This is a genomic window from Rhodoferax sp. GW821-FHT02C08 (assembly GCF_059421805.1).
Genome location: NZ_JBWKVR010000013.1, coordinates 1 through 23807 on the forward strand (window position 1 = coordinate 1; position 23807 = coordinate 23807).

20 protein-coding genes and 1 riboswitch are annotated in these 23807 nt (G+C 64.0%); of the genes, 14 read left to right on the forward strand and 6 right to left on the reverse strand.

What is annotated here, in order from left to right:
* Positions 1 to 273: 273 nt before the first annotated feature.
* A complete protein-coding gene (locus tag AC07VY_RS16190) occupies positions 274 to 1173 on the forward strand; it encodes a LysR family transcriptional regulator ArgP (RefSeq protein ID WP_495098330.1) in 900 nt (299 codons plus the stop codon).
* Here the strand turns inward: AC07VY_RS16190 and AC07VY_RS16195 are convergent.
* Together AC07VY_RS16195 and AC07VY_RS16200 are read right to left on the reverse strand one after the other, a co-directional pair.
* The gene (locus AC07VY_RS16195) at positions 1166 to 3139 is read right to left on the reverse strand and encodes an amidohydrolase (protein WP_495098331.1); all 1974 of its coding nucleotides are present in this window, start codon (positions 3137 to 3139) and stop codon (positions 1166 to 1168) included. The two genes, AC07VY_RS16190 and AC07VY_RS16195, sit on opposite strands and share 8 nt — an antisense overlap.
* A gap of 136 nt (positions 3140 to 3275) precedes the next feature.
* Complete coding sequence (locus AC07VY_RS16200; RefSeq protein WP_495119491.1) at positions 3276 to 4292, reverse strand: helix-turn-helix transcriptional regulator; 1017 nt, start codon at positions 4290 to 4292, stop codon at positions 3276 to 3278.
* A 284-nt stretch (positions 4293 to 4576) separates the two neighbouring features.
* Positions 4577 to 4798, forward strand: a riboswitch (cobalamin riboswitch).
* 194 nt (positions 4799 to 4992) lie between these two features.
* Between AC07VY_RS16200 and AC07VY_RS16205 the strand changes: the two genes are divergently transcribed.
* The 12 genes from AC07VY_RS16205 (at position 4993) to AC07VY_RS16260 (ending at position 18058) form a co-directional block, all read left to right on the forward strand.
* Positions 4993 to 6282, forward strand: a complete 1290-nt coding sequence (locus tag AC07VY_RS16205) for a cobyrinic acid a,c-diamide synthase CobB (protein ID WP_495098333.1) — start codon at positions 4993 to 4995, stop codon at positions 6280 to 6282.
* A 20-nt stretch (positions 6283 to 6302) separates the two neighbouring features.
* Positions 6303 to 6872 carry a cob(I)yrinic acid a,c-diamide adenosyltransferase gene (gene cobO, locus AC07VY_RS16210; protein ID WP_116604232.1) on the forward strand — a complete coding sequence of 190 codons (570 nt, stop codon included), beginning with the start codon at positions 6303 to 6305 and terminating at the stop codon, positions 6870 to 6872.
* A 15-nt stretch (positions 6873 to 6887) separates the two neighbouring features.
* A complete protein-coding gene (locus tag AC07VY_RS16215; RefSeq protein ID WP_495098334.1) occupies positions 6888 to 7727 on the forward strand; it encodes an ABC transporter ATP-binding protein in 840 nt (279 codons plus the stop codon).
* 28 nt (positions 7728 to 7755) lie between these two features.
* The gene (locus tag AC07VY_RS16220) at positions 7756 to 8730 is read left to right on the forward strand and encodes an ABC transporter substrate-binding protein (RefSeq protein ID WP_495098335.1); all 975 of its coding nucleotides are present in this window, start codon (positions 7756 to 7758) and stop codon (positions 8728 to 8730) included.
* A 14-nt stretch (positions 8731 to 8744) separates the two neighbouring features.
* A complete protein-coding gene (locus AC07VY_RS16225; protein ID WP_495098336.1) occupies positions 8745 to 9785 on the forward strand; it encodes a FecCD family ABC transporter permease in 1041 nt (346 codons plus the stop codon).
* 43 nt (positions 9786 to 9828) lie between these two features.
* Positions 9829 to 10881 carry a cobalamin biosynthesis protein CobW gene (cobW, locus tag AC07VY_RS16230; RefSeq protein ID WP_495098337.1) on the forward strand — a complete coding sequence of 351 codons (1053 nt, stop codon included), beginning with the start codon at positions 9829 to 9831 and terminating at the stop codon, positions 10879 to 10881.
* A 22-nt stretch (positions 10882 to 10903) separates the two neighbouring features.
* Complete coding sequence (cobN, locus tag AC07VY_RS16235) at positions 10904 to 14689, forward strand: cobaltochelatase subunit CobN (RefSeq protein WP_495098338.1); 3786 nt, start codon at positions 10904 to 10906, stop codon at positions 14687 to 14689.
* The gene (locus tag AC07VY_RS16240; RefSeq protein ID WP_495098339.1) at positions 14686 to 15747 is read left to right on the forward strand and encodes a magnesium chelatase ATPase subunit I; all 1062 of its coding nucleotides are present in this window, start codon (positions 14686 to 14688) and stop codon (positions 15745 to 15747) included. The genes cobN and AC07VY_RS16240 overlap by 4 nt, the downstream gene beginning before the upstream one ends.
* Positions 15748 to 15869: 122 nt before the next feature.
* Positions 15870 to 16406, forward strand: a complete 537-nt coding sequence (locus AC07VY_RS16245; RefSeq protein ID WP_495098340.1) for a vWA domain-containing protein — start codon at positions 15870 to 15872, stop codon at positions 16404 to 16406.
* Between the two features lie 9 nt (positions 16407 to 16415).
* On the forward strand, positions 16416 to 16826 hold the full coding sequence (locus AC07VY_RS16250; protein ID WP_495098341.1) for a DUF1636 family protein: 411 nt from the start codon (positions 16416 to 16418) through the stop codon (positions 16824 to 16826).
* 41 nt (positions 16827 to 16867) lie between these two features.
* Positions 16868 to 17062, forward strand: coding sequence for a CbtB domain-containing protein (locus AC07VY_RS16255; RefSeq protein WP_495098342.1), 195 nt, complete (start codon positions 16868 to 16870; stop codon positions 17060 to 17062).
* 186 nt (positions 17063 to 17248) lie between these two features.
* Positions 17249 to 18058 (forward strand): CbtA family protein, encoded by an 810-nt coding sequence (locus AC07VY_RS16260; protein ID WP_495098343.1) that lies wholly within the window; start codon positions 17249 to 17251, stop codon positions 18056 to 18058.
* Between the two features lie 65 nt (positions 18059 to 18123).
* On the opposite strand, the gene AC07VY_RS16265 is transcribed toward AC07VY_RS16260, so the two are convergent.
* From AC07VY_RS16265 to AC07VY_RS16280, 4 genes are read right to left on the reverse strand one after another with little or no spacing between them, the layout of a single operon-like run.
* Entirely contained in the window at positions 18124 to 19728 is a 1605-nt protein-coding gene (locus AC07VY_RS16265; protein WP_495098344.1) for a rhodanese-related sulfurtransferase, read from the reverse strand.
* Positions 19725 to 20330: a cysteine dioxygenase family protein gene (locus AC07VY_RS16270; protein WP_495098345.1), complete on the reverse strand. Its 606-nt coding sequence runs from the start codon at positions 20328 to 20330 to the stop codon at positions 19725 to 19727. The genes AC07VY_RS16265 and AC07VY_RS16270 overlap by 4 nt, the downstream gene beginning before the upstream one ends.
* A gap of 22 nt (positions 20331 to 20352) precedes the next feature.
* Positions 20353 to 21348 (reverse strand): ABC transporter substrate-binding protein, encoded by a 996-nt coding sequence (locus AC07VY_RS16275; protein ID WP_495098346.1) that lies wholly within the window; start codon positions 21346 to 21348, stop codon positions 20353 to 20355.
* 23 nt (positions 21349 to 21371) lie between these two features.
* Positions 21372 to 22619, reverse strand: a complete 1248-nt coding sequence (locus AC07VY_RS16280; RefSeq protein ID WP_495098347.1) for an acyl-CoA dehydrogenase family protein — start codon at positions 22617 to 22619, stop codon at positions 21372 to 21374.
* Positions 22620 to 22785: 166 nt separating this feature from the next.
* Between AC07VY_RS16280 and AC07VY_RS16285 the strand changes: the two genes are divergently transcribed.
* On the forward strand, positions 22786 to 23790 hold the full coding sequence (locus AC07VY_RS16285) for an ABC transporter substrate-binding protein (RefSeq protein WP_495098452.1): 1005 nt from the start codon (positions 22786 to 22788) through the stop codon (positions 23788 to 23790).
* The last annotated feature ends 17 nt before the right edge of the window (positions 23791 to 23807 follow it).

Genomic DNA, 23807 nt, shown 5'->3' on the forward strand with positions numbered 1-23807 from the left:
GGGCTTGCCGTCGGCGGTCTTGAAGGTGAAGGGCTCGTAGGTGGGGTCGATGGCGACTTTGAGGTCTTTACCTTGTGACAGGGCGCTCAGGCTAATGGTGCCGATGGCAATCGAAAGAAGCAGTTTTTTCATCGTGGATCTCGGTAAGGATACGGATCTAGGGTTTTCCCCGCTCTGGGAAATCACCCTGTGTTGTCAGGGAGCCGCAGGTTAGTGGGCTTTGAAAAAGAAATAAAACTAATTTTTTTAACGTTGGTTTAGTATTTCTAAATTATGAAAATAGACAACGCGCATCTGGCGGCTTTTGCGATGGTGCTGCGCGAGGGCAGCTTCGAGGCGGCGGCCAAGCGCCTGCATGTCACGCCCTCGGCCATCAGCCAGCGCGTCAAGCTGCTGGAGGAGCATCTGGGCCAGGTGTTGCTGCAGCGTTCCACGCCCACCCAGGCGACCAGCGCGGGCATGGTGCTGGCCCGGTTTGCCGAGCAGGTGTCCATGCTGGAGGCCGAGATGCTCAGCGAGGTGGGTGCCCCCGAAATGCTGGGCGCGGCCATGCAGCGCGTGCCGATTGCGGTGAACGTGGATTCACTGGAGACCTGGTTCCTGTCGGTGTTCGATGTGCTGCCGCCCGGCGTGCAGATGTGCCTGGATATCCGCGTGGAGGACCAGGACCACTCGGCCGTGTTGCTGCGTGAGGGCACGGTGATGGGCGCCGTCAGCTCCAGCCCCGACCCGACCTACGGCTGCACGGCTGAGCCCCTGGGTGTGATGCGCTACCTGGCCGTAGCATCGCCCAGGTTTGCACAAAGCTATTTCGCCACCGCCGACCGCGAGGAGGCGCTGCACCACGCGCCCATGCTGGGCTTCAACCGCAAGGACAGGCTGCACGACCTGTTCATCGCCCAACTGGCGAACACCGCCCAGCTGTCGCCCACGCATTTCATCCCCTCGGTGCACGGATTTGTGCATGCGGTGGCGCGCGGCCTGGGCTGGGGACTAGCGCCTGAAGCCTTGGTGGCCGAGGGTATTGCTGCAGGTACCTTGATCGACATCTTGCCCGGCCAGCACCTGGATGTGGCCCTGTACTGGCACCGCTGGCGTATGCGTTCGTCGTTCCTGGACGTGATCGGCGTGGCGCTGAAGCAAGCGGTGCAAGCCGGGCTGCGGGTCAATTGATTCTCTGTTTCAGGGTACGTAGCACCTCCCAGCCCATGACATGTTTCGGCAGCGATGCTTCGTGCCCGACAGATGCATGAAGATTCAGACTTTGCGCTTTTAAAGCCGAGGACTTTGCCACCGTGCTGGATGCGCTGATGAACGGATCCAGCGCCCACACGACCGATCCGCCCACCATGGTCATCAGCACTTTGTTGCGTGCAAGTTCGTCCTCAGGTACCTGCATGAAGTTTTGGTCGAGCACGATCAAATCTGCGTACTTGCCCACTTCGATAGAGCCGATTTTGTCTTCCATGCGGAGCTGGTAGGCAGAATTCATCGTAATGGCGCGCAATGCATCCTGGCGTGATAGCGCCGGGTCGTTGTTGATCTTGCCGGCCAGATCGGGGCCAAAGCTGTTCGGGCTCGTGGGGTCGCCGGATCGCGTGACACCAATTTTCAAAGCCAGCATTTCATCGAAAGGATCGATGGGCCAGTCGCTGCCGTAGCCCACCCGGGCGCCTGCGTTATGCAGGCTGCCAAAGGGCTCCATGCGGGCGAAACGATCGGCGCCTAGGTGGTTCTCGGTTTCACCGACGGAGTAGGGGGCTTGCTGTGCCCACTGGAACGAGAATGACGCCATCACGCCCAGTGCTTTGTAGCGACCATAGTCCGCCGTATCGACTGTTTCGTTGTGTGCAATTACGGGGCGGAAGTCCGTATTGGGTACCTTCTGGCGCGCATACTCAATGGCATCCAATGTCTCACGCACGGTACGTTCGCCTGTGGCATGGATGTGAGGATCCATTCCAGACTTTGCGATTTCCGCCATCAGCGGCTTGAACACCTCAGGCGCAAAATACACTCTGCCAGAGTTGGTGCTTGGTACCCAGTTTGGCGCATTCGCGGTGCCTATATTCATGTTGTACGGCGTCAGCAGGCCTCCCGTGTCGGCTGGCGCATTGACCACACCATCCCCGAACATCTTCAGGTTGTGAAAGTTGATGCCAGGCGCTGCCGTGGATGGTCCTTGGTCGTACTGTGCAGCCAGGGCCTTGGCCGCAGCTACAGTGGCTACTGGGTCTGCTTTGGCGTCGTCAACGCTCAGCTGGATGGCGAAGAATCCGCGTGCGGTAAGTTCGCCGTTTTTTTGCAAGGTGCCGAAGGTTTTGCCCTGCGTGGCACCTGCTGCAGCATCCATGAAGGTCGTCACACCTTGGCGGCGCATTGCGTCTAGTGCAGCACGGCCTTGTGCGAGGATATCGGCGTCGGAATCGGGCGGAATCAGCGCCGCCACGGCGAAGCTGGCGGTGTCTTCGCAGATGCCCGTTGGGTTACCTTGCGCGTCCCGCGCATACGATCCGCCTGCAGGGTCTGGTGTGGTCTTGCTGACTCCGGCCAAAGCCAGAGCGCGCGAGTTGGCCAGCACGGAATGGAAGTCTGAAGAGCGTACCAGGATGGGCCGGCTTGTGGAGAGTGCGTCCAGGGTGGACTTGTCTGGATCGGCATCAACGGCCTGCGTGGCTTGGCGCGCCCAATTGACCACCTCCAGCCAGGTATCAGGTTCTTTGCCGGCCGAAGCGTCCAGACAAGCCTGGATCTGTGCGCGCATCTGGTCACGCGTCAATGTAGCGTAGTTCAGGTTGCATAAGAGCAGTGCACGTCCTCCGCCAATGGGATGCAAGTGGCCATCGACAAAGCCGGGCATCAGCATGCGGCCCCCCAGGTCAATTACTTTGGTGTTGCTACCTATGAACTTCTTTGCACCATCATCTGTGCCGGTATAGACCACCAGTCCTTTGCGGATGGCAACGGCTTGCTTGACCGAGTTCGACGCGTCCACCGTGTAGACATAGCCATGGTTGAAAACGGTGTCTGCGGGTTCAGGGTCTGACCCTCCACACCCGACCACCAAGGCTGTGGCTGTCGTCAGCACAATGAATCCTACCCACAAGGCGCGCGCACGCACCCTCCGCGCTGTCAGCATGGCTCTTCCTTTATGTGATTATTGAAAAGTTGTTTTGACTGCAACCTCCGTATGGTTTGCGGAGGTGCACAACTTCCTGGGCCAATGTATCTGGCTGGTTAACGAAACGCCCCTCCGCAGATGCAGAGGGGCATCGTCAAGTAGATGAGGAGGCTGGCTGGTGGCCGAGTAACTTGCCCAGTTCGATCTTGTTGCGTACGCCGAGCTGCAGGTACGCATCACGCAGATAGGTTCGCACCGTCGCCGGGCTCAGATCCAGGCGGCGCGCGATCATCTTGTAGGAGTGGCCGCTGGCATACAACACGGCCACTGCCCGCTCTCGCGGGGCCAGACTGTCATGCAGCAAAGTTGAATTCAGCAGCAGGGCCACGAGCTCTCCGCAGCGCGTGAAGCTGATGCTGGAGCGTCCCCATTGCAGTTTGCATGGAGCCTCGGATAGTTGCGGATGCAAGGCCTCTGGCAGTATGGAGCCGGACCACGAAGGAAATCGCTTACGGATCGTCTTGGCCATGTCGGTGCCGATATGCACCAGGAGCCCCGAGATCTCACAGAGGGCCATCCCCTCCAGTCCGGCCAAGGATGCACGTTGAACCGTATGCTGCAGGGTTTCCCACCAAATTTGCTGTAAATGTCGGCAGAATTCGCCAAACATAACGGCTTCTAGATCGGTGAATGGAGGATCGTTTTCCCCGCGATAGATGGACACGAAAAACCGCATTTTGCTGTCATGCAGTCCCATGGTGATCGCCATGGCGTGAAAGAGCTTGTGGCGGCGGGCAAACTGCTCCACCTCCTCGGTATCCAATGCGTAGCCACTGTCTCTGAACACTTGGCCCAAGGCATCGATGGAAGCTTGGGCAAACGTGTCGCTACCACTGACCGCATTCCATTCCTGCGCGAAAGTGGCCGGCAGCCCCAGGCTGCCGTGTTGCCAGTTGAAGGAGCTGCTGCTGGTGTCGCCTGCGGAGCATTCTCCCCACCAGGCGGAGCGTAGCGGCAACAGCGACCGTACGGCCTGAACGGCATCGGGTATTAATCGGTCCAGGCGGCGCTGACGGGGCAGGCCGTGCAATTCCAGTAATTGCTTACTGAATTCCGTGAAAAGTTCAGTAATGGCCTTGGGGGAACTATGCGCAGCGGACAGCATTGGCATGGGTTGCATGGAGTTGGGTTTCCATTGGCGAAAACCTATTTTAGGAGTTGAGACTTACCGTAAGGCGTGTGACTGCTTGTTGAATAGACTTGTAAGCTATTGATTTCAAAAGATTTACGAGTGCCGCGTGCATGTGCATTGCATTCGCTGAGGCGTCCAGGCGATGGTGTTTAAGCGGGAAGCATTTTGGGGACCATCCGTAAAAGACACAGCGTAGTGCATCTTCCTAGTGCTTGAACTCAGTGCCGCCGGGCGGCGCCCTCTGAATGGTCAACTGCTACACTTCGGGCCTGTTGATAGGTGTCTTTCAGCCCTTGGATATGTTTTTGGGTTTGGAGGATTAAACGGGAAGTCGGTGCGATGCCGACGCTGCCCCCGCAACGGTAAGCGAGCCAAAGCGCGGCCTTATCTGCCACTGTGCATCCAATGCATGGGAAGGTGGCCCCGCAGAAAAGTCCCCCTTTTCCCTCGTGAGCCCGGATACCGGCCTGTTAGCACAAGCGTGACCTTGCGGTGGGCGGGTGTCAGCGGGCTCCATGGCGTGCCGGACATTGCTCCGTCTGCGCCTGCGCCTTCTGATCTCTTTGCCCCCGGGTCACACCGATCCATCTTGTCGCGCGGCGGGCGTGTGGGGCTGAACCATGTACTACCAAATTTATAGCTGCTCGCGCAGCTGGAATATGCGCTGGTGGGCAATTTGATGCCTAAAGTGTGCGATGCACTGCTGGTGTCCGCCCCGGCCTCCGGCCAGGGCAAGACCACGGTCACGGCCGCTTTGGCCGCCTGGCACCGCAGCCAGGGCCGGCGTGTGCGCGTGTTCAAGACCGGCCCCGACTTTCTGGACCCGATGGTGCTGGAGCGCGCCAGCGGCCACCCTGTTTACCAGCTGGACCTGTGGATGGTGGGCGAGGCCGGGTGCCGGGCGCTGCTGCATGCGGCAGCGGCCGAGTCCGATGTGATCCTGGTGGAAGGCGTGATGGGCTTGTTCGACGGCACGCCCAGCAGCGCCGACCTGGCCCAGGCGCTGGGCTTGCCGGTGCTGGCGGTGATCGATGGATCGTCCATGGCGCAGACCTTTGGCGCCGTGGCCCATGGCCTGTGCAGCTACCGCCCCGGCCTGCAGTTTGCCGGCGTGCTGGCCAACCGCGTCGGTAGCGACAGCCACGCCCAGATGCTGAAAGACAGCCTGCCCGCCGGCCTGCGCTGGTTCGGTGCCATGCCCCGCTCTGCCAGCTACAGCCTGCCCGAGCGCCACCTGGGTTTGGTGCAAGCGTCTGAAGTCGCGCAGCTGGACGAGCGCATTGCCCAAGCCGCCCAGGCCATCGGCCCCAGCGTCGAGGGTATGGCCAGCCCGGTGCGTTTCGAGCCGGTGGTCGCCGAGCCGTTACCGCCGCTGCTGGCCGGTGTGCGCATCGCGGTGGCGCGCGACGCGGCCTTTTCTTTCTTGTATGCAGCCAATCTGGACTGCCTGCGTGCGCTGGGTGCCGAGCTGGTGTTCTTTTCGCCGCTGGCCGATGCCGCCTTGCCCGATGCGCACAGCCTGTACCTGCCCGGCGGCTACCCCGAGCTGCACCTGCATACCCTGCAGGCCAACACTGGGATGCGCGAGGCTATTCGTAGCCACCACGCGCAGGGCAAATCCATCGTCGCCGAATGCGGCGGCATGCTGGCGCTGCTGGACAGCCTGGCCGGCCACGATGGTGTGCCGGTGCCCATGTGGGGCCTGCTGCCCGGCACCGGTGCCTTGCAAAAGCGCTTCGTGAACCTGGGCATGCACGCAGTGCAGTTGCCCGAGGGCCGTCTGCGCGGCCACAGCTTCCACCACGCGCGCATGGACAGTACGCTGCCCGCCTTAGCCTTCACCGCGCCGCAGCGTGAACGCAGCCATGCCGAGCCGGTGTACCGCAGCCGTCGCCTGCATGCCTCGTTCATGCACCTGTACTTTCCGTCCCACCCCGGCGCCGTGGCGCAGCTGTTTGCGCCCGGCTGACTCTTCACAAGGACAATCCCATGGAAATCGAATCTCCCCCGCTGCTGCGCGACACCCCCAAGCCCCAGGGCGAACGGCGCGGCCTGGTCATCGTCCACACCGGCACCGGCAAGGGCAAGAGCACGGCCGCCTTCGGCTTGGCCCTGCGCGCCCATGGCCGCGGCAAGACGGTCAAGGTCTACCAGTTCATGAAGGTGCCGACCGCGCGTTTTGGCGAGCACCGCTTGTTCGAACAGCTCGGCATTCCCATCGTCGGCCTGGGCGACGGCTTCAGCTGGAAGAGCCGCGACCTGGACCATTCGGCCGAGCTGGCCCAGGCCGGCTGGGCCCAGGCCGAGGCCACGGTGCGCGCCGGCGAACATTTCATGGTGGTGCTGGACGAAATCATGTACCCGCTGCGCTACGGCTGGATCGCACTGGAGCCGGTGTTGGCCTGCCTGCGCGAACGTCCGCCCCATGTACACGTGGTGCTGACCGGCCGCGGCGCACCCGCCGAGCTGGTCGAGCTGGCCGACACCGTGACCGAGATGACGCTGATCAAGCACCATTTCAAGGCCGGCGTGCCCGCACAGCGCGGCATCGAAGACTGAGCATTTGCTGCAGCCATGACCACCCCGAATTTCTCCGCCCAACCACTGCTGGAAGTGCAGGCCGTGTCGCTGCAGCGCCAGGGCACGGCGGTGCTGAGCCAGGTCTCGGTGTCCGTGCCGTTTGGCGCGCACATCGCGCTGGTGGGGCCGAACGGTTCGGGCAAGACCAGCCTGCTGCAGGTGATGGCTGGGCGGCTGCAACCCAGCGAAGGCCGGGTGCTGGTCGGCGGCCAGGATCTGGCACACATGCCCGGCATGCAGCGCGCGCGCCAGCTGGCGGTGGTGCACCAGCACGAGCAGGTTCATGGCCAACTGCGGGTACGCGACTACGTGGCCCTGGGCCGCACGCCGTATCCCGAGGCCAGCCGCGATGAAAACGTGCAAGTGGTCAGCGACGCACTGCAGCGCTGCCGGCTGGACGGGTTGCAGGACCGCCTGATGCGCAGCCTGTCGGGCGGCGAGCAGCAACGCGCCGCCATCGCCCGCGCCATCGCGCAGCAGCCGCGCATCCTGCTGCTGGACGAGCCCACCAACCACCTCGATCTGCGTACCCGCGCCGACATGCTGGACCTGCTGACCGGGCTGGGCGTGACCGTGGTCGCGGCCCTGCACGAGCTGAGCCTGGTGCAGGGCTTTGCCCACCGTGTGCTGCTGCTGGGCCAGGGCCGGGTGGTGGCCGAAGACCTGCCGTCCAAGGTGTTGACGCAAGAGCTGGTGCTGGGCAATTTCGGCATGGACGTGTTCTACCTGCCGCTGCCGCACCGCACGCATGAGATTGCGGTGTTCGAGTCGCCGCAAACCGCACACAAGTCGCCGCATGCCACGCGGCCCCATGCCCGGCCGCGGGCACATTGATGTTTAACCCTTGAAGTAAAGAAAAACCATGGCATTTACCGTGCGTCGTTGGAAGTTCCGCCCTGTTGTGCATCTGCTGCTGAGTGCGGCATCGCTGTGGGTTGCCGGCGTGCAGGCCCAGACCTTCCCGGTGACGGTGGACAGCTGCGGTGAAAAACTCACTTTCGCCGCACCGCCCAAGGCCGCACTGGTCCACGACATCAATATGACCGATATGGCGCTGTCGCTGGGTCTGCAAAAGAACATGGTGGGTGTCAGCGGCATCAGCGGCTGGTACAAGATGAGCCCCGAGTTCAAACAGGCGCTGGGCAACATCCGCGAGATCGCACCCAAGCAGCCGACCCTGGAAAACATCCTGGCCGCCAACCCCGACTTCTTTTTTGCCGGCTGGAACTACGGCATGAAGGTGGGCGGCGACGTCACGCCGACCACGCTGCAGAAGTACAAGATCCCCACCTTGGTGTTGTCCGAGAGCTGCATCCATGTGGACAAGGCACGCCCGCGCGCGTCCATGGACCTGCTGTACGGCGACTACCTCAAGCTGGGCACCATCTTCGGCAAAGAGGCAGAAGCCAAGGCCCAGATCGAGGGCTGGAAGCAGCGCCTGGCGCGCCTGCCCAAGGCCGCGGGCAAGCAGCCTCTGCGCATGTTCCTGTTCGATTCGGGCGAAGACAAGCCCTTCACCGCAGGTAAGTACGCCATTCCCACCGCCATGATGGAGGCCGCTGGCGGCCGCAATGTGATGGACGATGTGGAAACCAGCTGGGGCACGGTGTCGTGGGAGTCGGTGGCCGCGCGCAACCCCGAGTTCCTGGTGCTGCTGGACTACCAGAACGACGGCGGCGCCGACAAGCTGCTGCAGTTCCTGCAAAAGCACCCGCTGATGCAGCATACCGATGCGGTAAAGAACAAGCGTTTTGTAGCCCTGCGCTATGAAGAGCTGACGCCCGGTCCGGCCAATATCGGCGCCATCGAAAAGATCGCCAAGGCAGCCACCCGTTGAACACCTCCACCACCATGCCGTTTGTATCTCGCTGGCTGACCGGCGGGCCTGCATCGGTGCGCGTGGCGCTGCTGTTGGTGGCGCTGGTCTGCGTAGGCATGGTGTCGGTGGTGTCTGGGTCTACTCCCGTGGGCCTGTCTGAGGTGGGTCATAGCCTGGGCCTGTTGCTCAGCGGCGCAGACGATGCGCGCTACAGCATGGTGGACCGCATCGTGGTCGATCTGCGCCTGCCGCGCATGCTGCTGGCCATCCTGGTCGGTGGCGGCCTGGCACTAGTGGGCGCCTTGCTGCAGACGGCCACGCGCAATGACTTGTCCGACCCGTATCTGTTCGGCCTGTCCTCCGGTTCGGCCGCGGGTGCCGTGGCGGTGATCACCTTGACTGGCGAGGTGCTGGGCATCTGGACGCTGCCGCTGGCGGCGTTTGTGGGCGGCATGGCCTCGGTGGCCGTCGTCTTGTTGCTGCTACGCCGTTACCGCAGCCACACGCCGGAGCGGATGATTCTGGCGGGCCTGTCGGTGTCCTTCTTGTTCACCGCGCTGACCTATTACTTCACCTTTCTCGGCGACCAGCGGGCTGCGCAGTCGGTGCTGTTCTGGACCATGGGGGGCCTGGGTTCGGCGCGTTGGGACAACCTGTTTGTGCCCTTGGTGGGCCTGCTGGTGCTGGCGATTTTTTGCTGGCGCAAGCTGGGCGCGCTGGATGCGATGCTGGCCGGTGAGAACACCGCGCACAGTCTGGGCATCAACCCGCAGCGCCTGCGCATCCAGGTGTTTGTGGTTTGCGCGTTTGCCACTGCCTGCTTTGTGGCGGTGTCGGGCGTGATCGGCTTTGTGGGCCTGATGGTGCCGCACCTGGCGCGCGCGCTGGCCGGCGCCTTGCACCGTGGCATGCTGGGCCTGGCGGTGCTGATGGGCGCGCTGCTGCTCTTGCTCAGCGATGTGGTCTGCCGCACCGTGCTGGCGCCACAAGAGCTGCCGGTGGGCATCATCACCGCCAGCCTGGGCGCGCTGTTTGTGATGTACACCTTGCTGCACCAGCCCGACGCGGCGTGACAGCACTTCTTATTCTTTGAATTCTGTTTTGAAAGACTGCACCATGCAAACCCGCAAGATCCCCGCCACCATCGTCACCGGCTTTCTGGGCAGTGGCAAGACCACGCTGCTGCGCAACCTGCTGACCAACGCCCAAGGCCGCCGCATTGCGGTCATCGTCAACGAGTTTGGCGAGCTGGGCATTGATGGCGAGCTGCTGCGCGGCTGTGGCATTGGCTGCGATGAAAACGGGGTCGAAAACGGCCAGCTGTTCGAGCTGGCCAACGGCTGCCTGTGCTGCACGGTACAAGAAGAATTTGCCCCGGTGATGGAGCAGCTGGCCGCGCGCCGCGACCAGATCGACTACCTTGTCATTGAGACTTCCGGCCTGGCCCTGCCCAAGCCCCTGGTGCAAGCCTTCCAGTGGCCCGCGCTGCGCAATGCCTTCACCGTGGACGCGGTGATCACCGTGGTGGATGCGCCCGCCGTGGCTGCCGGTGACTTTGCCGACGACCCTGTGGCCGTGGATGCCCAGCGCCGCGCCGACGACAACCTGGACCACGATTCACCGCTGCACGAATTGTTCGAAGACCAGTTGGCCACCGCCGACCTAGTGATCGTGCACAAGGTGGATGGCATGGATGCAGCCGCGCTCGCAGCGGTGGAAACCACCATCCGTGCCGAGGCCCCTGCCGGTGTGAAGCTGGTGCGGGCATCGCACGGTAAGGTGCCCATGGACGTACTGCTGGGCCTGGAGCGCGCGGTAGAGGATGTGATCGACCAACGCAAGACCCACCACGACGAGGAAGAAGACCACGACCACGACGCTTTTGACTCGGTCTCCGTCACCTTGGAGGTGACGGACCGCAACCGTCTGCTGGCGGTACTGACCAGCCTGGTGGAGCGTCACGAGATTTACCGCGTCAAAGGCTTCGTTGCTTTGCCTGGGGCGGCTATGCGCCTGGTGGTGCAAGGTGTGGGTCGCCGTTTCGACAGCTACTTTGACCGGCCTTGGTCTGGCAGCGAGATGCGTGTAACCCGGCTGGTGTTGATTGGCGACCACCTGGACCAGGCCGCGCTGCAAAGCGAAATCTCCGCCGCCCTGCAACAAGCCTGAAGCGCAACGAGGCCAGGCCACCATGCATTTGCTGTCCACCCGCCCCGGCGGCCACGTAGAAGATAACGGGCTGGGCGTGGTGCGCGTGGAGCAGACGCCAGGCGACATTGTTGTGCTGAGTGCGGCTGACACTACCTTGTCCTTGCTGGCCGATGTGGCGGCAGGGTTGGATGCCAGCTACCCCTCGGTACGGCTGGCGAACCTGATGTGGCTGCGCCAGCCCGCGTCCATGGACCTGTACGTGGACGACGTGCTGCGCCATGCGCGCGTGCTCGTCATCGACCACCTAGGTAGCCCCAGCGACTGGGCCTATGTGGTGGAGCAAGCCGTGGCGCTCGAGAGTGCGCACGGCATGTGGTTGGCAATGTTTTCGGGCGACTGGACGGAAGACCCGCAACTGCTGCTGCGCAGTACGGCATCTGCGGAGGATTGCCGCCAGCTGTGGCGCTGCCTGCGCGAAGGCGGGCGGGAAAATGCACAGAACTTTTATGCGCTGATCGGCCACGCGGTGTTCGGCCGGGGCGCCCGACCGCCAGCGGCGATGACCTTGCCACCCGCCCTGGTCTACCAGTCCCCGCAAGCCCTGCCGCACTATGCAGATGCGCCGACAGCGCTGTTGGTGTTTTACCGGGCCCATGTGCAGGCCGGCAATACGGCGCTGTTCGATGCCGTGCTGGCGGCTCTGGCCGAGGCGGGTTTGAATGCAATTGCCTTGGCGGTGGACTCGCTTAAGAACCCCGCCAGCTTTGCTGTTCTGCAGGCGCTGGCCGCCGAGCACCAGGTGGCTGTGGTGTTGAATGCCACCAGCTTCGCACTGGCTTCGCTGGACGGCAGCGACGATACACAGACCGATGCTCCGTTGGCCGGCGATGCGCCGGTGCTGCAGCTCATCACTGCCGGCTGCTCGCACGAGCAGTGGCTGGCCGATCCGCATGGCCTGGCGCCGCGCGACTTGGCCATGCAGGTGGTGCTGCCCGAGGTGGATGGCCGCATCGGCACCCGCGCCATCAGCTTCAAGGGGCTGGCCTGGCGCTGCGAACGCACCCAAGTGGATGTGGTGCGCTACCAGCCCGAGCCCGAACGCATAACCTTTGTTGCCGATCTCGCACGCCGTTGGTGCGTATTGCGCTATAAAAAGAATAGTGACAAGCGTATCGCGCTGATCCTGGCCAATTACCCTAACGACGACTCTCGTCTGGCCAACGGCGTGGGCCTGGACACGCCAGCCTCCACCGTGGTTATTCTGCAGGCGCTGCGCGATGCCGGTTACGCCACAGGCGACTTGCCGCAGGACGGCAATGCGCTGATGGCGCAGCTGGTGCGTGGCGTGACCAACAATGTGCAAGCCAACGACCACCGCCCCGTCGGTCAGAGCTTGGCCATGGCCGACTACCTGGCGGACTTCCATGCGCTGCCGGGCGCCAGCCAGGATGCGGTAAATGCGCTATGGGGCTCGCCCGCGCAGGACCCGATGGTGCGCAGCGGCCGCTTCATGGTCTCCGGCCAGCGTTACGGCAATGTGTTTGTGGGCAACCAGCCAGCCCGCGGCCGCGACCTGGACCTGGTCGCCAGCTACCACGATGCCGATCTGGTGCCCACCCACAACTACCTGGCCTTTTACTTCTGGCTGCGCCGCGCCTATGCGGTGGACGCCGTGGTGCACGTGGGCAAGCACGGCAATCTGGAATGGCTGCCCGGCAAAAGCGTGGCTTTGGGTGCGGCCTGCTGGCCCGACGCCATCCTGGGCCCGCTGCCGCATCTGTACCCCTTTATCGTCAACGACCCGGGCGAGGGCAGCCAGGCTAAGCGGCGCACCCAGGCCGTCATCATCGACCACTTGATGCCTGCCATGACCCGCTCTGAAACCTACGGCCCGCTGCAGGCGCTGGAGCGGCAGATGGACGAGTACTACGAAGCACTGTCACTGGACCCGCGCCGCGCCAGGCTGCTGCGTACCAGCATTCTGGACAGTGTGCTGGAACACAAGCTGCACGAGGAATTGGGCTTTCAGCGCCCGGCAGACGACACCCAACGTGAAGCCCTGCTGCAGCGGCTGGACGCTTATTTGTGCGAGATCAAGGAGTCACAGATACGTGACGGCTTGCACACCCTGGGCTGCTCGCCGCAAGGCCGCCAGCGCACCGACACGTTGGTGGCCTTGGCCCGCTTCCCGGGTGGCAAGAATGTGGGGCAGGGCAGCCTGTTGGTGGCTTTGGCACAAGACCTGGGACTGCATGGTTTTGATGTGCTCAGCCCCGATTGGGCAGCACCCTGGACTGGCCCGCGTCCGGTCCTGCTGCAGCAGGTCAGCGACGAGGCCTGGCGCCACGCCGGCCACACACGCGAACGGCTGGAGTTGTTGGCGAAGCAGTTGGTGGAAGAGGACCAAGCCCTGGATCCGCAAGCCTGGCCGCTGGCCGTCGCCGTCATGCAGCGCCTGCATCACACGCTGAGCCCGCGCCTGGATGCCTGCGGCCCGAATGAAATTGCGCAGCTGCTGCGCGGCCTGGATGGGCGCTTTATACCGGCTGGCCCCAGCGGTGCACCCTCGCGCGGGCGGCCCGATGTGCTGCCCACCGGGCGTAATTTCTACGCCGTGGATACGCGTGCCGTGCCTACGCCCACTGCCTATGCCATGGGTTCTACGGCAGCCGACCGGGTGGTGGAGCGCCATCTGCAAGACCATGGCTGCTTCCCCGCTTCGGTGGGCCTGTCGGTCTGGGGGACCAGCACCATGCGCACCGGCGGGGAGGATATTGCCCAGGCGTTTGCGCTGCTGGGCGTACGGCCCAAATGGGCGGCGGGCAGTACCCGGGTGGTGGATGTCGAGGTGATGCCCATGAGCATCAAGGGCCGGCCGCGCATCGACGTGACGCTGCGGGTGTCCGGCTTCTTCCGCGATGCTTTTCCTAACGTGATCGATCTGTTCGACACCGCCGTGCGTGCGGTAGCGGCTATCTCGGAAGAAGACGAGCCGGACGAGGTGAACCCTATCCGCGCCCGGGTACGGCGCGAAGCCGCCGAGGCCGAGGCCGCTGGCATGGCTGCCGAAGAGGCCCAGCGCCAGGCCAGCTGGCGCGTCTTTGGCCCGCGCCCCGGTGGCTACGGTGCCGGCCTGCAGGAGCTGATGGACAGCGGCCGCTGGCAAGACGGTGCCGACCTGGCGCAAGCCTATTTGCGCGCCGGTGCCTATGCCTACGGGCAGGATGCGCATGGCACAGCCGCGCGGGCTGCTTTTGAGCAGCGGCTTTCGGGTCTGGACACGGTGCTGCACAACCAGGACAACCGCGAACATGACATCCTCGACTCGGACGACTATTACCAGTTCCAGGGCGGCATGGCGGTAGCCGTGCAGCAGCTGGCAGGGGCGCAGCCTACGCTGTACCACGGTGATTTCAGCGTACCCGGCGCGCCACGCATCCGCACACTGGGCGAAGAGGTGGCGCGGGTTGTGCGTTCGCGGGCGGTCAACCCCAAGTGGTTGGACGGCATCAAGCGCCACGGCTACAAAGGCGCGTTCGAGATCGCCGCCACCGTAGACTTTCTGTTTGCCTTTGACGCCACCACCGGCGTGGTGGGCGACCACCAGTACGCGTTGGTGGCCGATGCCTATTTGCACGATGACGCCACGCGTGAATTTTTGCAGCAGAACAACCCCGGGGCTCTGCGCAGCATTGGCGAGCGTCTGCTGGAAGCCATGCGGCGTGGCCTGTGGGCCGAGCCCGGTGAACACCGCGAGCGTATTGAAGAGCATTTGCTGGCGCTGGAGCACCGGCTGGAAGAATCTGAAGAAAGACCTATGCCATGACACCTCTTGATACGGCCGAGCGCGCGGTATTCCCGTTCACTGCGCTGGTGGGCCAGCAGGCTTTGCAGCGCGCGCTGCTGCTGGTTGCCATCGACCCCAGCATAGGAGGTGTGCTGATCAGCGGCCCGCGCGGCACGGCCAAGTCCACCGCCGCGCGGGCCCTGGCGGCCATGTTGCCGCAAGCACCGTTTGTGACGCTGCCGCTGGCGGCCAGCCTGGAGCAGCTGGTGGGCACGCTGGACGTGGAAGAAGTGCTGCGTAACCAGGGTCAGGGCCAGCTGCGCCTGGCACCAGGCCTGGTGGCGCGCGCCCACAACGGTGTGCTGTATGTGGACGAGGTGAACCTGTTGCCCGATGCGCTTGTCGATGCACTGCTGGACGTGGCTGCCAGCGGTGTGAATACGGTGGAGCGTGACGGCATCTCGCAGCAGCATGCCGCGCGCTTTGTGCTGGTTGGAACCATGAACCCCGAAGAGGGTGAGTTGCGGCCCCAGCTGCTGGACCGTTTTGGCCTGTCGGTGGCTCTGGATAATCCGCGAGACCCGCAGCAGCGCCAAGCCATTTTGCGCATCCGCTTGGCCTTTGACGAAAACCCGCAGGCCCTGTTGAAAGCCCATGCGGCCGAGTTGCAGCGTTTGTCCGCCACGGTCGCTGCCGCCCGTGCCTTGTTGCCGAACCTGGACTGGCCGGACGAGGTATTGGCACGAGCCGCCCAGTTGGCAATGGAAGCAGGCGTGGACGGCATGCGTGCGGACCTGGTGATGCTGCGCGCAGCACGTGCCTTGGCCGCGCTGGAGGGCCGCGGTGGCGTGACAGCGCAAGACGTAGATGCGGTGGCCGAATTTGCGCTGGCGCACCGCCGAGGCGAAGCGCTGGGTGCACCGCCCTCGGGGCAGCGGTCAGAGCCTGCGCCCGCCGCATCGCGTTTGCCGCCGCCCGGCCGTTCCCAAGCTCAGGCCCAGCCACAGCCGGAGGGTGACTGGGGTGCCTTGCCGGCCGAGCCTACGCCTACCGTGCAGGTGGCATCCCTGGGGGGCTGGCCGCCAAAAAAAGCCTGAGCCACCCCGGCCGAAGTCCCACTACGGGGCGCAGCGGCCGGCGGTGGCGTAGCCCCACATTGCATCCATCACCCGCGCAAGCAGGAGCCCCTGCCGGGCAAACCACTGGCACGATTGCTTGGTTGCCTACTCTGCTGGCCAAGGGGCCCCAGCCGCTGTCGCGCGCGCACTTGCGCCGCCGTCCGTTGCTGGCCATACCGCCGCAACTGCATCTGATCGTGTTGGACACCTCGGGTTCCATGCGCCAAGGCGGGCGGCTGGCACTGGCCAAGGGTTTTGCGACGCAGTTGATCGAACAGGCTGCGCGCGCGGGTGAGCATGTAGGCTTGCTGTGCTTTGGTGGTGCGGGCGTGGAGTGGCTGCTGCCACCCGGTCCGGCCCGTGCCGCGGGTGCCATGCGCGTACGGCAACGTGGCGGTGGCGGTGGCACACCCCTGGTGCAGGCCTTGGCCGCAGCACAAAGCGCGCTGTGCAAGTCGCGACAGCCTGTGCTATGGCTGCTGACCGATGGCCGCACGCTGGAGCAGCCAGCCGCTCCCCAAGGTGCGGCGCACACCGTGATTGTGGATTTTGAAGACCCACGGCGCGCACTCGGCCGTTGTGCCGCCTGGGCGGCACGCTGGGGCGCCGAACACCGGGTGGCCCAGGCTTATGTATGAGATGGATGTATGACTGAAACGAACCTGAACGCCGTACCCGCACCGATAACCGAAGTCATCATATGCACGACCTGCCGGCCTGCTGATGTGCCGCGCGACCAGCCCGCGCCCGGTGCCGCGCTGTTTGAAGCCGTGCAGATCGCCGCATGGGATGTTGACCCTGCGCAGTTGGCCCAGGTGCGCATACGCGGCGTGGAATGCATGACGGGCTGCAACCGTGCCTGCACCGTCACCTTCCAGGCTGCCGGCAAGTACCTGTATTACTTTGGCGACTTGGCGGCCGATACCGAAACGGCCCAGCACATTGTGGCCTGTGCCCAGTTGCACTCCCAAGCACCTGACGGTACGCTGTTGCGCAATGACAGGCCCACGCGCCTGCGGAACGGCATATTGGCGCGCATACCGCCCTTGGCGGCGTAAATGCGTATTTACTGTTTTTAAGTTTTTCAATGGAGAGCACTATGACCGAAACCACCCACACCACGACACCCGGCGCAGCCGGTACCCGCAGCGCAGCGCGCAGCCTTCTTCTTCAACTGGCCGCAGCTGCGGCGCTGGGCATGGTGGTTCTCTACGGCGTGGCATTCGCCGAAAGCCCGCTGATGCATAACGCCGCACACGACGTGCGCCACATCACCGTCAAGCCCTGCCATTGATTTGGCTCACCCCCAGGCTGCACGCTGCGCGTTTTCGCCAACCCCCCCTCGCATCGGTTTAGAAAACCGATGCGACACGCAGGGGGCGCATCCAGTGGCCTGGCAAAGCCAGTTCCACGGATGCCTTGGGAGGCGTGCGCTCTGGCTATGACCTGGGTCTACTACATTTGAATACCGGGGGAAGAGATGATTTTTCAAAAATTAGTATGGGCCGGCTTGGCCGTCGCGCTAGTGGTGGGCAGCGTGGAAACCGGCGTTCAGCGCTGGCAGGCCGCGCCGCTGATCCTGGCGGCCGAGGTGTATGAAGATCAGAAGGCGGAAGTACCGGCGCCTGTCGATGCCTTGACGGCACCTGCGCATGCCGAGGCGGCTCTGGCCGAACATGAGCATGAGCACGGTACAAGCAAGGAATGGGAGCCTGAAAACGGTGCCGAACGCATTGGCTGGACCTGGGTGGCCAATGTGCTGCACGCCTTCAGCATGGCTTTGCTGGTATTTGCGGTGATGGGTGTGTGGTTGTACCAGCGTGGCACCCAGCTGGCGTCGTTGCCGCTGGCCTGCCTGGTGGCTGCAGCGGGTGGCATCAGCTTCAACCTCTGGCCCTCTCTCGGCTTACATGCCGAAGTACCGGGCATGGAAGCCGCGCCTTTGCATGCGCGTCAGCTCTGGTGGGTTCTGTCGGTGGGTAGTGCCGCTTTGGCGTGCGCCGTACTGGGCTTCGGCCGCGGTGCCTGGCGCTGGATCGCAGCCGCCGCACTGCTGGCCTTGCCTTTCGTGGTGGGCGCGCCCGAACTGGAAGGCGACGCCCTGGCTGGCTTCGGCCCCGAGGCGCATGCCGCTTTGGAGACGCTGGGCAAGCAGTTCATCTGGGCTACCAGCTGGGTGGCGTTGAGCTTCTGGGTCAGCCTGGGACTGGCCTGTGGCCTGGCATTCAAGCGCTGGTTGCAGCCGGCCGTGCTGGAGGCCATTCAAGGCGCGGGACTGAAAGCGGCTTGAGCCGAGGAAGATTTTTCGAAGTCCGTTGCATCGCGAGCAGCACCCAGTGGCAAGGTGCTGCTTTCTTAAATTACCTTGAAATGGTGCGTGGCGTCGCGGCCCAGCTGCGCCACCAGGCCAAACTCCCAGTCCAGATAGGCCTGCATGGCCTCGGCCGGGGCATCCGTGCCTTCATAAGGGCGGCGGTAGCGGTCGGTGCGTGGCACGGCCAGGCGCTCTTCCCCGGTTGCCGTGGGTAGGCCTGCGGCAAACCAGGCAGCATTGCCACCCGCCAGCACATGTATTTCGGCGTCGCTGCCACGCTCCTGGAGCAGCGCGCGCAGGTCCTGTTCGGCAAAGCGTGCCAGCAGGCTGCTGCCGCAGGTCAGCACATAGCGCGGCGCCGCAGGAATGCGGTCCAGCGCCTGCGCCAGTTGCGCACGGATGACAAACCAGGCGCCAGGAATATGCTTTTTAACGTGGTTGGCGCTGGTGGTTACATTGAGCAAGGCGACCGAGCTGGGGTTTTCGTCCAGCCACTGCGCCAGCACGGCCGGTGTGATTTCTGGGGTACTCGGCTCTGGTGCGTGCGTAGCAGCTTCTGCACCTTGCTCACCGAAGAGAGAGCTTGCCGGCTTCTCCAACACATAGACCTCCCATCCCATCTGGGCCAGCCAGGACGCACTCATGGGAGCGCGTACACCGTCTTTATCCGCTAGAACAATGCGGGCACCGCGCACGGGTACATGGTGGTCGGTCTCCTGCACCAGTTGCCCGCCAGGGGTGCTGCCAAAGCCGGGAATGTGGCCGGCCGCATATTCTTCCGGTGTGCGCACGTCAAAGCGGTAGACGGTGCGCCCAGGTGCTTCCAGCGAAGCCAGCGCGTCATGCGCAATCCACCGTACGCCGGCTTTCTCGGCCACGCTGCGTGCCTGGACTTGGGCCGTAGCGAGGTGCGTTGCGTCGGGTACGGGGGGGGCCTGGCGCGCCGCGCCATGGTCCAGTTGCTGGCCGGCGAGCTTCCAGCCTATGGTGCCGTTGCGCAGGGCTGCTATCGGGTTGGGCAGACCGGCGTTGACCAAAGACTGGGTGCCGATGATGCTGCGGGTACGGCCTGCGCAGTTGACGATGATCTGTGTCTTGGGGTCGGGCGCGAGCTCCTGCGCGCGCAGCACCAGCTCGGCGCCCGGTACGCTGGTGGCGGTGGGGATGCTCATGGTCTGGTATTCGTCGAAACGGCGCGCGTCCAGCACCACCACGTCGGCTTTCGCATCGATAAGGGTCTTTACCTCCTGGGCCGATAGTGACGGCGTGTGGCGCTCGTGTTCCACCAGCTCGCCAAAGGATTTGCTGGGCACGTTGACGTCGCGGAACAGCTCGCCACCGGCGGTGCGCCAGCCTTCCAGTCCGCCCTCCAGCAGATGTACCTGGGTATAGCCCAGAGCTTGCAGTCGTTGGGTTGCCAGGGGCGCAAGGTCAACTCCGTCATGGGTGCCATAGACCACGATTAGCGTGTCGCGGCGCGGAATGCGGCGCCAGGCCTCCAGTTCTATGCGGGACAGGGGCAGATTGGCAGCCCATAGTGGATGCTCTTGCGCGAAAGGGTCCTCCTCGCGCACATCGAGCAGGGCGATTTCATGGCGGGCGAGCAAGTGCGCGCGGATGTCGGAAAAGGATAGAGAGGCGGTCATGCTTGTCTAAGTTCCAAGGAGCGGTCCCAGAGATTGGGCAGGGTGGTATTGCTGTAGCCGGAGACAAAGGGCTTGCGCCCGCCGTCGGCGGGATAGGTATGGCGTTGCACGGCGCCGATGTTGGCGCCATACACATGGATGCTGATGGAGACGCGGTCGTCGTAGACGTTGTGCACGCGGTGGATATCGCCTATGCGTGGTGATACGACTTCTATCTGGCCTGGGTCCAGCCGTATGCCAGTACCGTCGGGCACGCTGCGGCCATCGGCCTGCAGGCGCCAGGGCTGGCTGTATTCGGCCCCGCGCAGCATGCCGATCAGGCCCCACACTGTGTGGTCATGTACGGGTGTGGCCTGGCCCGGCCCCCACACAAAGCTCACCACCGAGAAGCGCTCGGTGGAGTCCGCGTGCAGCAGGTACTGCCGGTAGTGCGTGGGGTGGGGTTCTGCATAGGCTGCGGGCAGCCAGCCGTCTTGTGCCACCAGCGTACGCAGCAGTGCACTGCCTTGTTCAAGAATGCGGGGTTCGTCGGCTTCGCGTTCCAGCAAGCGCCCGAAGGCGATCACAAATTCGCGCAGCGGTGCGATGGGGTTGGTGTTCATGGGCGGTGTAGGGCAGGGTAGTTCAGCGTGTCCACACCTGGGCATCGGTGATGGCGCGGACGTCCACGCGCGTGGGCAGAATACCGTCGCGGGCCGAGCGGTCGGCCACTTTTTGCAAGGCGACCACGTCGGCTTCGCTGACCGGCCGGCTGCTGACCGCCGCGCGCGCTGTGATCGTACGCGCATTGTCCAGCGGCAAGCGCGTCAATTGGCTGTAGACCTGGGCAAAGGCTTCGGCATTGGCCTGGGCCCATTCACCCGCACGGCCCAGCCGGGCAAGAAAGTCGGCAATTGCGGCGCGCTTGTTGGCATCGGCCAATGCAGGCTCGCTGGCGGTGATGAAGGCCAGCGCAGAGTTAATGCCGCGTCCATCGCGCAAGATGCGTCCGCCTTGCTGCGTGGCGACTGCGTAATAAGGGTCAAAAATCGCCCAAGCATCGATCTGACGGGAAGCAAAGGCTATGGCAGCGTCGGTCGGCAACACAAAGCGCACATTCACCTCTTCACGGCCGACACCTGCCTCCTCCAGCGCACCATACAGCTGGTACTGTGAAATACTGCCGCGCGCCGACGACACCACCACGCTGCGCCCGCGCAGATCGCGCACGCTGCGTATGGGCGAGTCTGCCTGCACCACGATGCCCAGCGATTCAGGCAGACCGACGCGGGTAGCAACTATCTTCAGCGGCGTGCGGCCCACAGCAGCGGCCAGCACTGGCAAGTCACCTGCAATGGCGGTATCTACCGCCGCGCTGCGCTGTGCCTCGAACAGTGGTGCCGCACCCTGGAAGTTGGCCCAGCGGTAGCTATAGGGTGCGCCCTCCAGGGCCTTGGATGCGTCGAACAGGGCGCGCAGACCGCCGGCCTGGTCGCCCAGAACCAGGGTGGTGCCGGGGGCTATGGTGCTGCCCGCTTGTACGGGCAGGGTGGTTGCGCCCAGGCCCAGCAGGCCGGCCATGGACAGGCCTTGTTGCAGCAGGTGTCGGCGTGTGGGAGGGGGTGGGGTGTTTGGAGTCATGGATGGCTTTGCTTTTCAAGTATCTAGGTGGATGTAGCCTGCAAGGCGGATTTGCCGGCGGCCACCAGCGCGGAGTCGTTTTGCGGTGTGTGCACGCGGCCGCACAGCACGTCGCGGTAGTGGCGCTCCAGCGGGTTGTGCCGCGTGAGCCCGTGGTTGCCACTGAGCTGCAGCGCGATCTCCACCGCGCGGATGGCGTTGTTGGTAGTGGTGTACTTCAGCAAGCCGCTGTCGCTGGGCGAGGGTGTGCGCCCTGCGTCCACCTCGCTACCCGCATGCGCCAGCAGCACGCGGTTGCTGTGCAGCAGCGCGGCGATTTCACCCGCATGCTCCTGCACGCGCGGCAGGCTGGCCAGTGGTGCCCCCAGGTTGGTGGGGCTGCGGGTACGCAGAAATTCGCACAGCCAGTCGTATGCCGCCCGGGCTACCGCGTCGTAGATGCTTCCCAGTAGCACGCCCATCCAGGCCTGCTGGGTGGCATAGTGCTTGGCCAGATCCGCGCTTTCAGACCAACCGGCCGGCGGCCGCAGATCGACTGCAAATTCGGGTGCAATGTGCACGTTTTCAAAGACCACCTCATGGCTGCCTGAGGCGCGCAGGCCCAGGTGGTTCCAGCTCTCCACCACGCGCACGCCGGGCGCATCCCGCGGCACCAGAAAGTTGCCCACGCGTGGCGTGGCTTCGTCGGTGCGGCCCCATACCGACAGCCAGCGCAGCCCGGCGATGCCGGTGGTGTAGAGCTTGTGTCCGTTCAGTATCCAGCCCGTTGCGGTGGCTGTCCCCACGGTGTCCGGCAGGCCACCGCGCGCCGGTGAACCCAGTGCGGGTTCGACACGCAGGGCGTTGATCAGGGCGCCGTTTTGTACGCCGTCGCGCAGCACCTGGTCGCGTACCGCAGTCGGCCAGCGGCAGTCGCTGCTGCGCAGTGCCAGGTGCTGTAGATAGGTCATGGTGAGTACCAGGGCGGTAGCCGGTTCACCCTTGGCCACCGCTGCGATCACCCTCCGTGCAGTGCCCAGCGTGGAGGCATTTCCACCCAGCGCAGTAGGTGCCAGCAAGCCCACCAAACCATGCTGTTGCAGCGTGGCGAAGTTGTCGTGCGGAAACTCGGCACTCGCATCCAGGTGTGCGGCGCCGGCCGCGAACTGGGCCGAGAGCTGTGCGAGCAGCACGGGGTTGTGTGCCGATGTGTACGGCGCCAACGTTGGGAGCGCATCGCTTCCCAATGGTGTGGACGCTGCGGCGAAGCGATGCAAGCTAGTGGAAGACATGGTGGCGAAGTTAAGCGCTGCGCCTACGCAGTACAACAAAGTTTCTTGCATATCGATGTGCGACTTTCTACGTTGGCACATCGGCGTCTGCGACTTACGCTGCAGGCTTCTTCGTACTTGCGGCAAAGCCTTCATTACCATGCAATCTTCCCGATTCCACGTTACCGTGCCGCCGCTTTCAGGGTGGTCGCGACGCCAGTGGTTGCAAACCGCTGCATTGGGTGCAATGGCTTCTGTGGGCGGTGGCGCGTATGCTGCCAACTCCACGGCGGACCTCTCCGGCGTGACCCTGCGCATCGGTACTTACAAAGGTCTGTGGAGGCCCTTGCTGCAAGCCGCCGGACAGGCTGACACGCCTTACCGTATCGACTGGCGTGAGCTCAACAACGGCGTGCTACACATTGAGGCGATCAATGGTGACGCGCTGGATGTGGGCTCGGGTAGCGAAATTCCGGCAGTCTTCGCAGCGCGCCAGAAGGCCAATGTGCGCTTCATCGCCGCTACCCGCGAGGACCTGAACAACCAGGTCACCTTGGCGCGCAAGGATGCGCCCATCCAGCGGATTGCCGATCTCAAGGGCAAGCGCGTGGGCTATGTGCGTGCTACCACGGCACACTATTTTCTGAGCAAGCAATTGGCCGAAGCAGGACTCGGGTTCAACGATATCCAGGCCGTCAGCCTCACCCCGGCCGACGGGCTTTCGGCCTTCGCACGTGGCGATCTGGATGCCTGGGCCATCTACGGCTACAACGGGCAGATTGCACGTACGCAGTACGGTGCCCGCCCCATCAAAACAGGGCTGGGTTATTTGTCTGGCAACTTCCCGGTGTATGCGAATCCGCGCGCCGTGGACGACCCACGGCGCCACGCAGCCATCACGGACTATTTGCTGCGCCTGCAGCGCTCATACGTTTGGGCCAACGCCAACTATCTGTCCTATGCCCGTGCCCAGGCGGCAGAGACCCGCGTGCCGGTGGGCGACCTGGTGGAGCTGTTCAACGGCCGCAGCACCGACTACAGCCTGGGCCCCGTTAACGACACCATTGTGCAGAGCCACCAGGATGTGGCCGACACCTTCCAGCGCCTGGGCGTGCTCGACGGGCCCGCCGTAGTGGCCCCGTTCTGGGAGCGCAGCTTTGGCAAGGCCCTGGCGGCACGCGCTGCTGCCTGAACCTACCAACTTCCTTC

Coding starts and splice junctions, on each gene's coding strand:
- cobN (WP_495098338.1), top strand. CDS start 10,904: ATGCATTTGCTGTCCACCCGCCCCGGCGGCCACGTAGAAGATAACGGG.
- cobW (WP_495098337.1), top strand. CDS start 9,829: ATGCAAACCCGCAAGATCCCCGCCACCATCGTCACCGGCTTTCTGGGC.
- AC07VY_RS16265 (WP_495098344.1), bottom strand. CDS start 19,728: ATGACCGCCTCTCTATCCTTTTCCGACATCCGCGCGCACTTGCTCGCC.
- AC07VY_RS16200 (WP_495119491.1), bottom strand. CDS start 4,292: ATGCCAATGCTGTCCGCTGCGCATAGTTCCCCCAAGGCCATTACTGAA.
- AC07VY_RS16275 (WP_495098346.1), bottom strand. CDS start 21,348: ATGACTCCAAACACCCCACCCCCTCCCACACGCCGACACCTGCTGCAA.
- AC07VY_RS16190 (WP_495098330.1), top strand. CDS start 274: ATGAAAATAGACAACGCGCATCTGGCGGCTTTTGCGATGGTGCTGCGC.
- AC07VY_RS16205 (WP_495098333.1), top strand. CDS start 4,993: ATGCCTAAAGTGTGCGATGCACTGCTGGTGTCCGCCCCGGCCTCCGGC.
- AC07VY_RS16270 (WP_495098345.1), bottom strand. CDS start 20,330: ATGAACACCAACCCCATCGCACCGCTGCGCGAATTTGTGATCGCCTTC.
- cobO (WP_116604232.1), top strand. CDS start 6,303: ATGGAAATCGAATCTCCCCCGCTGCTGCGCGACACCCCCAAGCCCCAG.
- AC07VY_RS16250 (WP_495098341.1), top strand. CDS start 16,416: ATGACTGAAACGAACCTGAACGCCGTACCCGCACCGATAACCGAAGTC.
- AC07VY_RS16225 (WP_495098336.1), top strand. CDS start 8,745: ATGCCGTTTGTATCTCGCTGGCTGACCGGCGGGCCTGCATCGGTGCGC.
- AC07VY_RS16255 (WP_495098342.1), top strand. CDS start 16,868: ATGACCGAAACCACCCACACCACGACACCCGGCGCAGCCGGTACCCGC.
- AC07VY_RS16240 (WP_495098339.1), top strand. CDS start 14,686: ATGACACCTCTTGATACGGCCGAGCGCGCGGTATTCCCGTTCACTGCG.
- AC07VY_RS16215 (WP_495098334.1), top strand. CDS start 6,888: ATGACCACCCCGAATTTCTCCGCCCAACCACTGCTGGAAGTGCAGGCC.
- AC07VY_RS16195 (WP_495098331.1), bottom strand. CDS start 3,139: ATGCTGACAGCGCGGAGGGTGCGTGCGCGCGCCTTGTGGGTAGGATTC.
- AC07VY_RS16220 (WP_495098335.1), top strand. CDS start 7,756: ATGGCATTTACCGTGCGTCGTTGGAAGTTCCGCCCTGTTGTGCATCTG.
- AC07VY_RS16280 (WP_495098347.1), bottom strand. CDS start 22,619: ATGTCTTCCACTAGCTTGCATCGCTTCGCCGCAGCGTCCACACCATTG.
- AC07VY_RS16260 (WP_495098343.1), top strand. CDS start 17,249: ATGATTTTTCAAAAATTAGTATGGGCCGGCTTGGCCGTCGCGCTAGTG.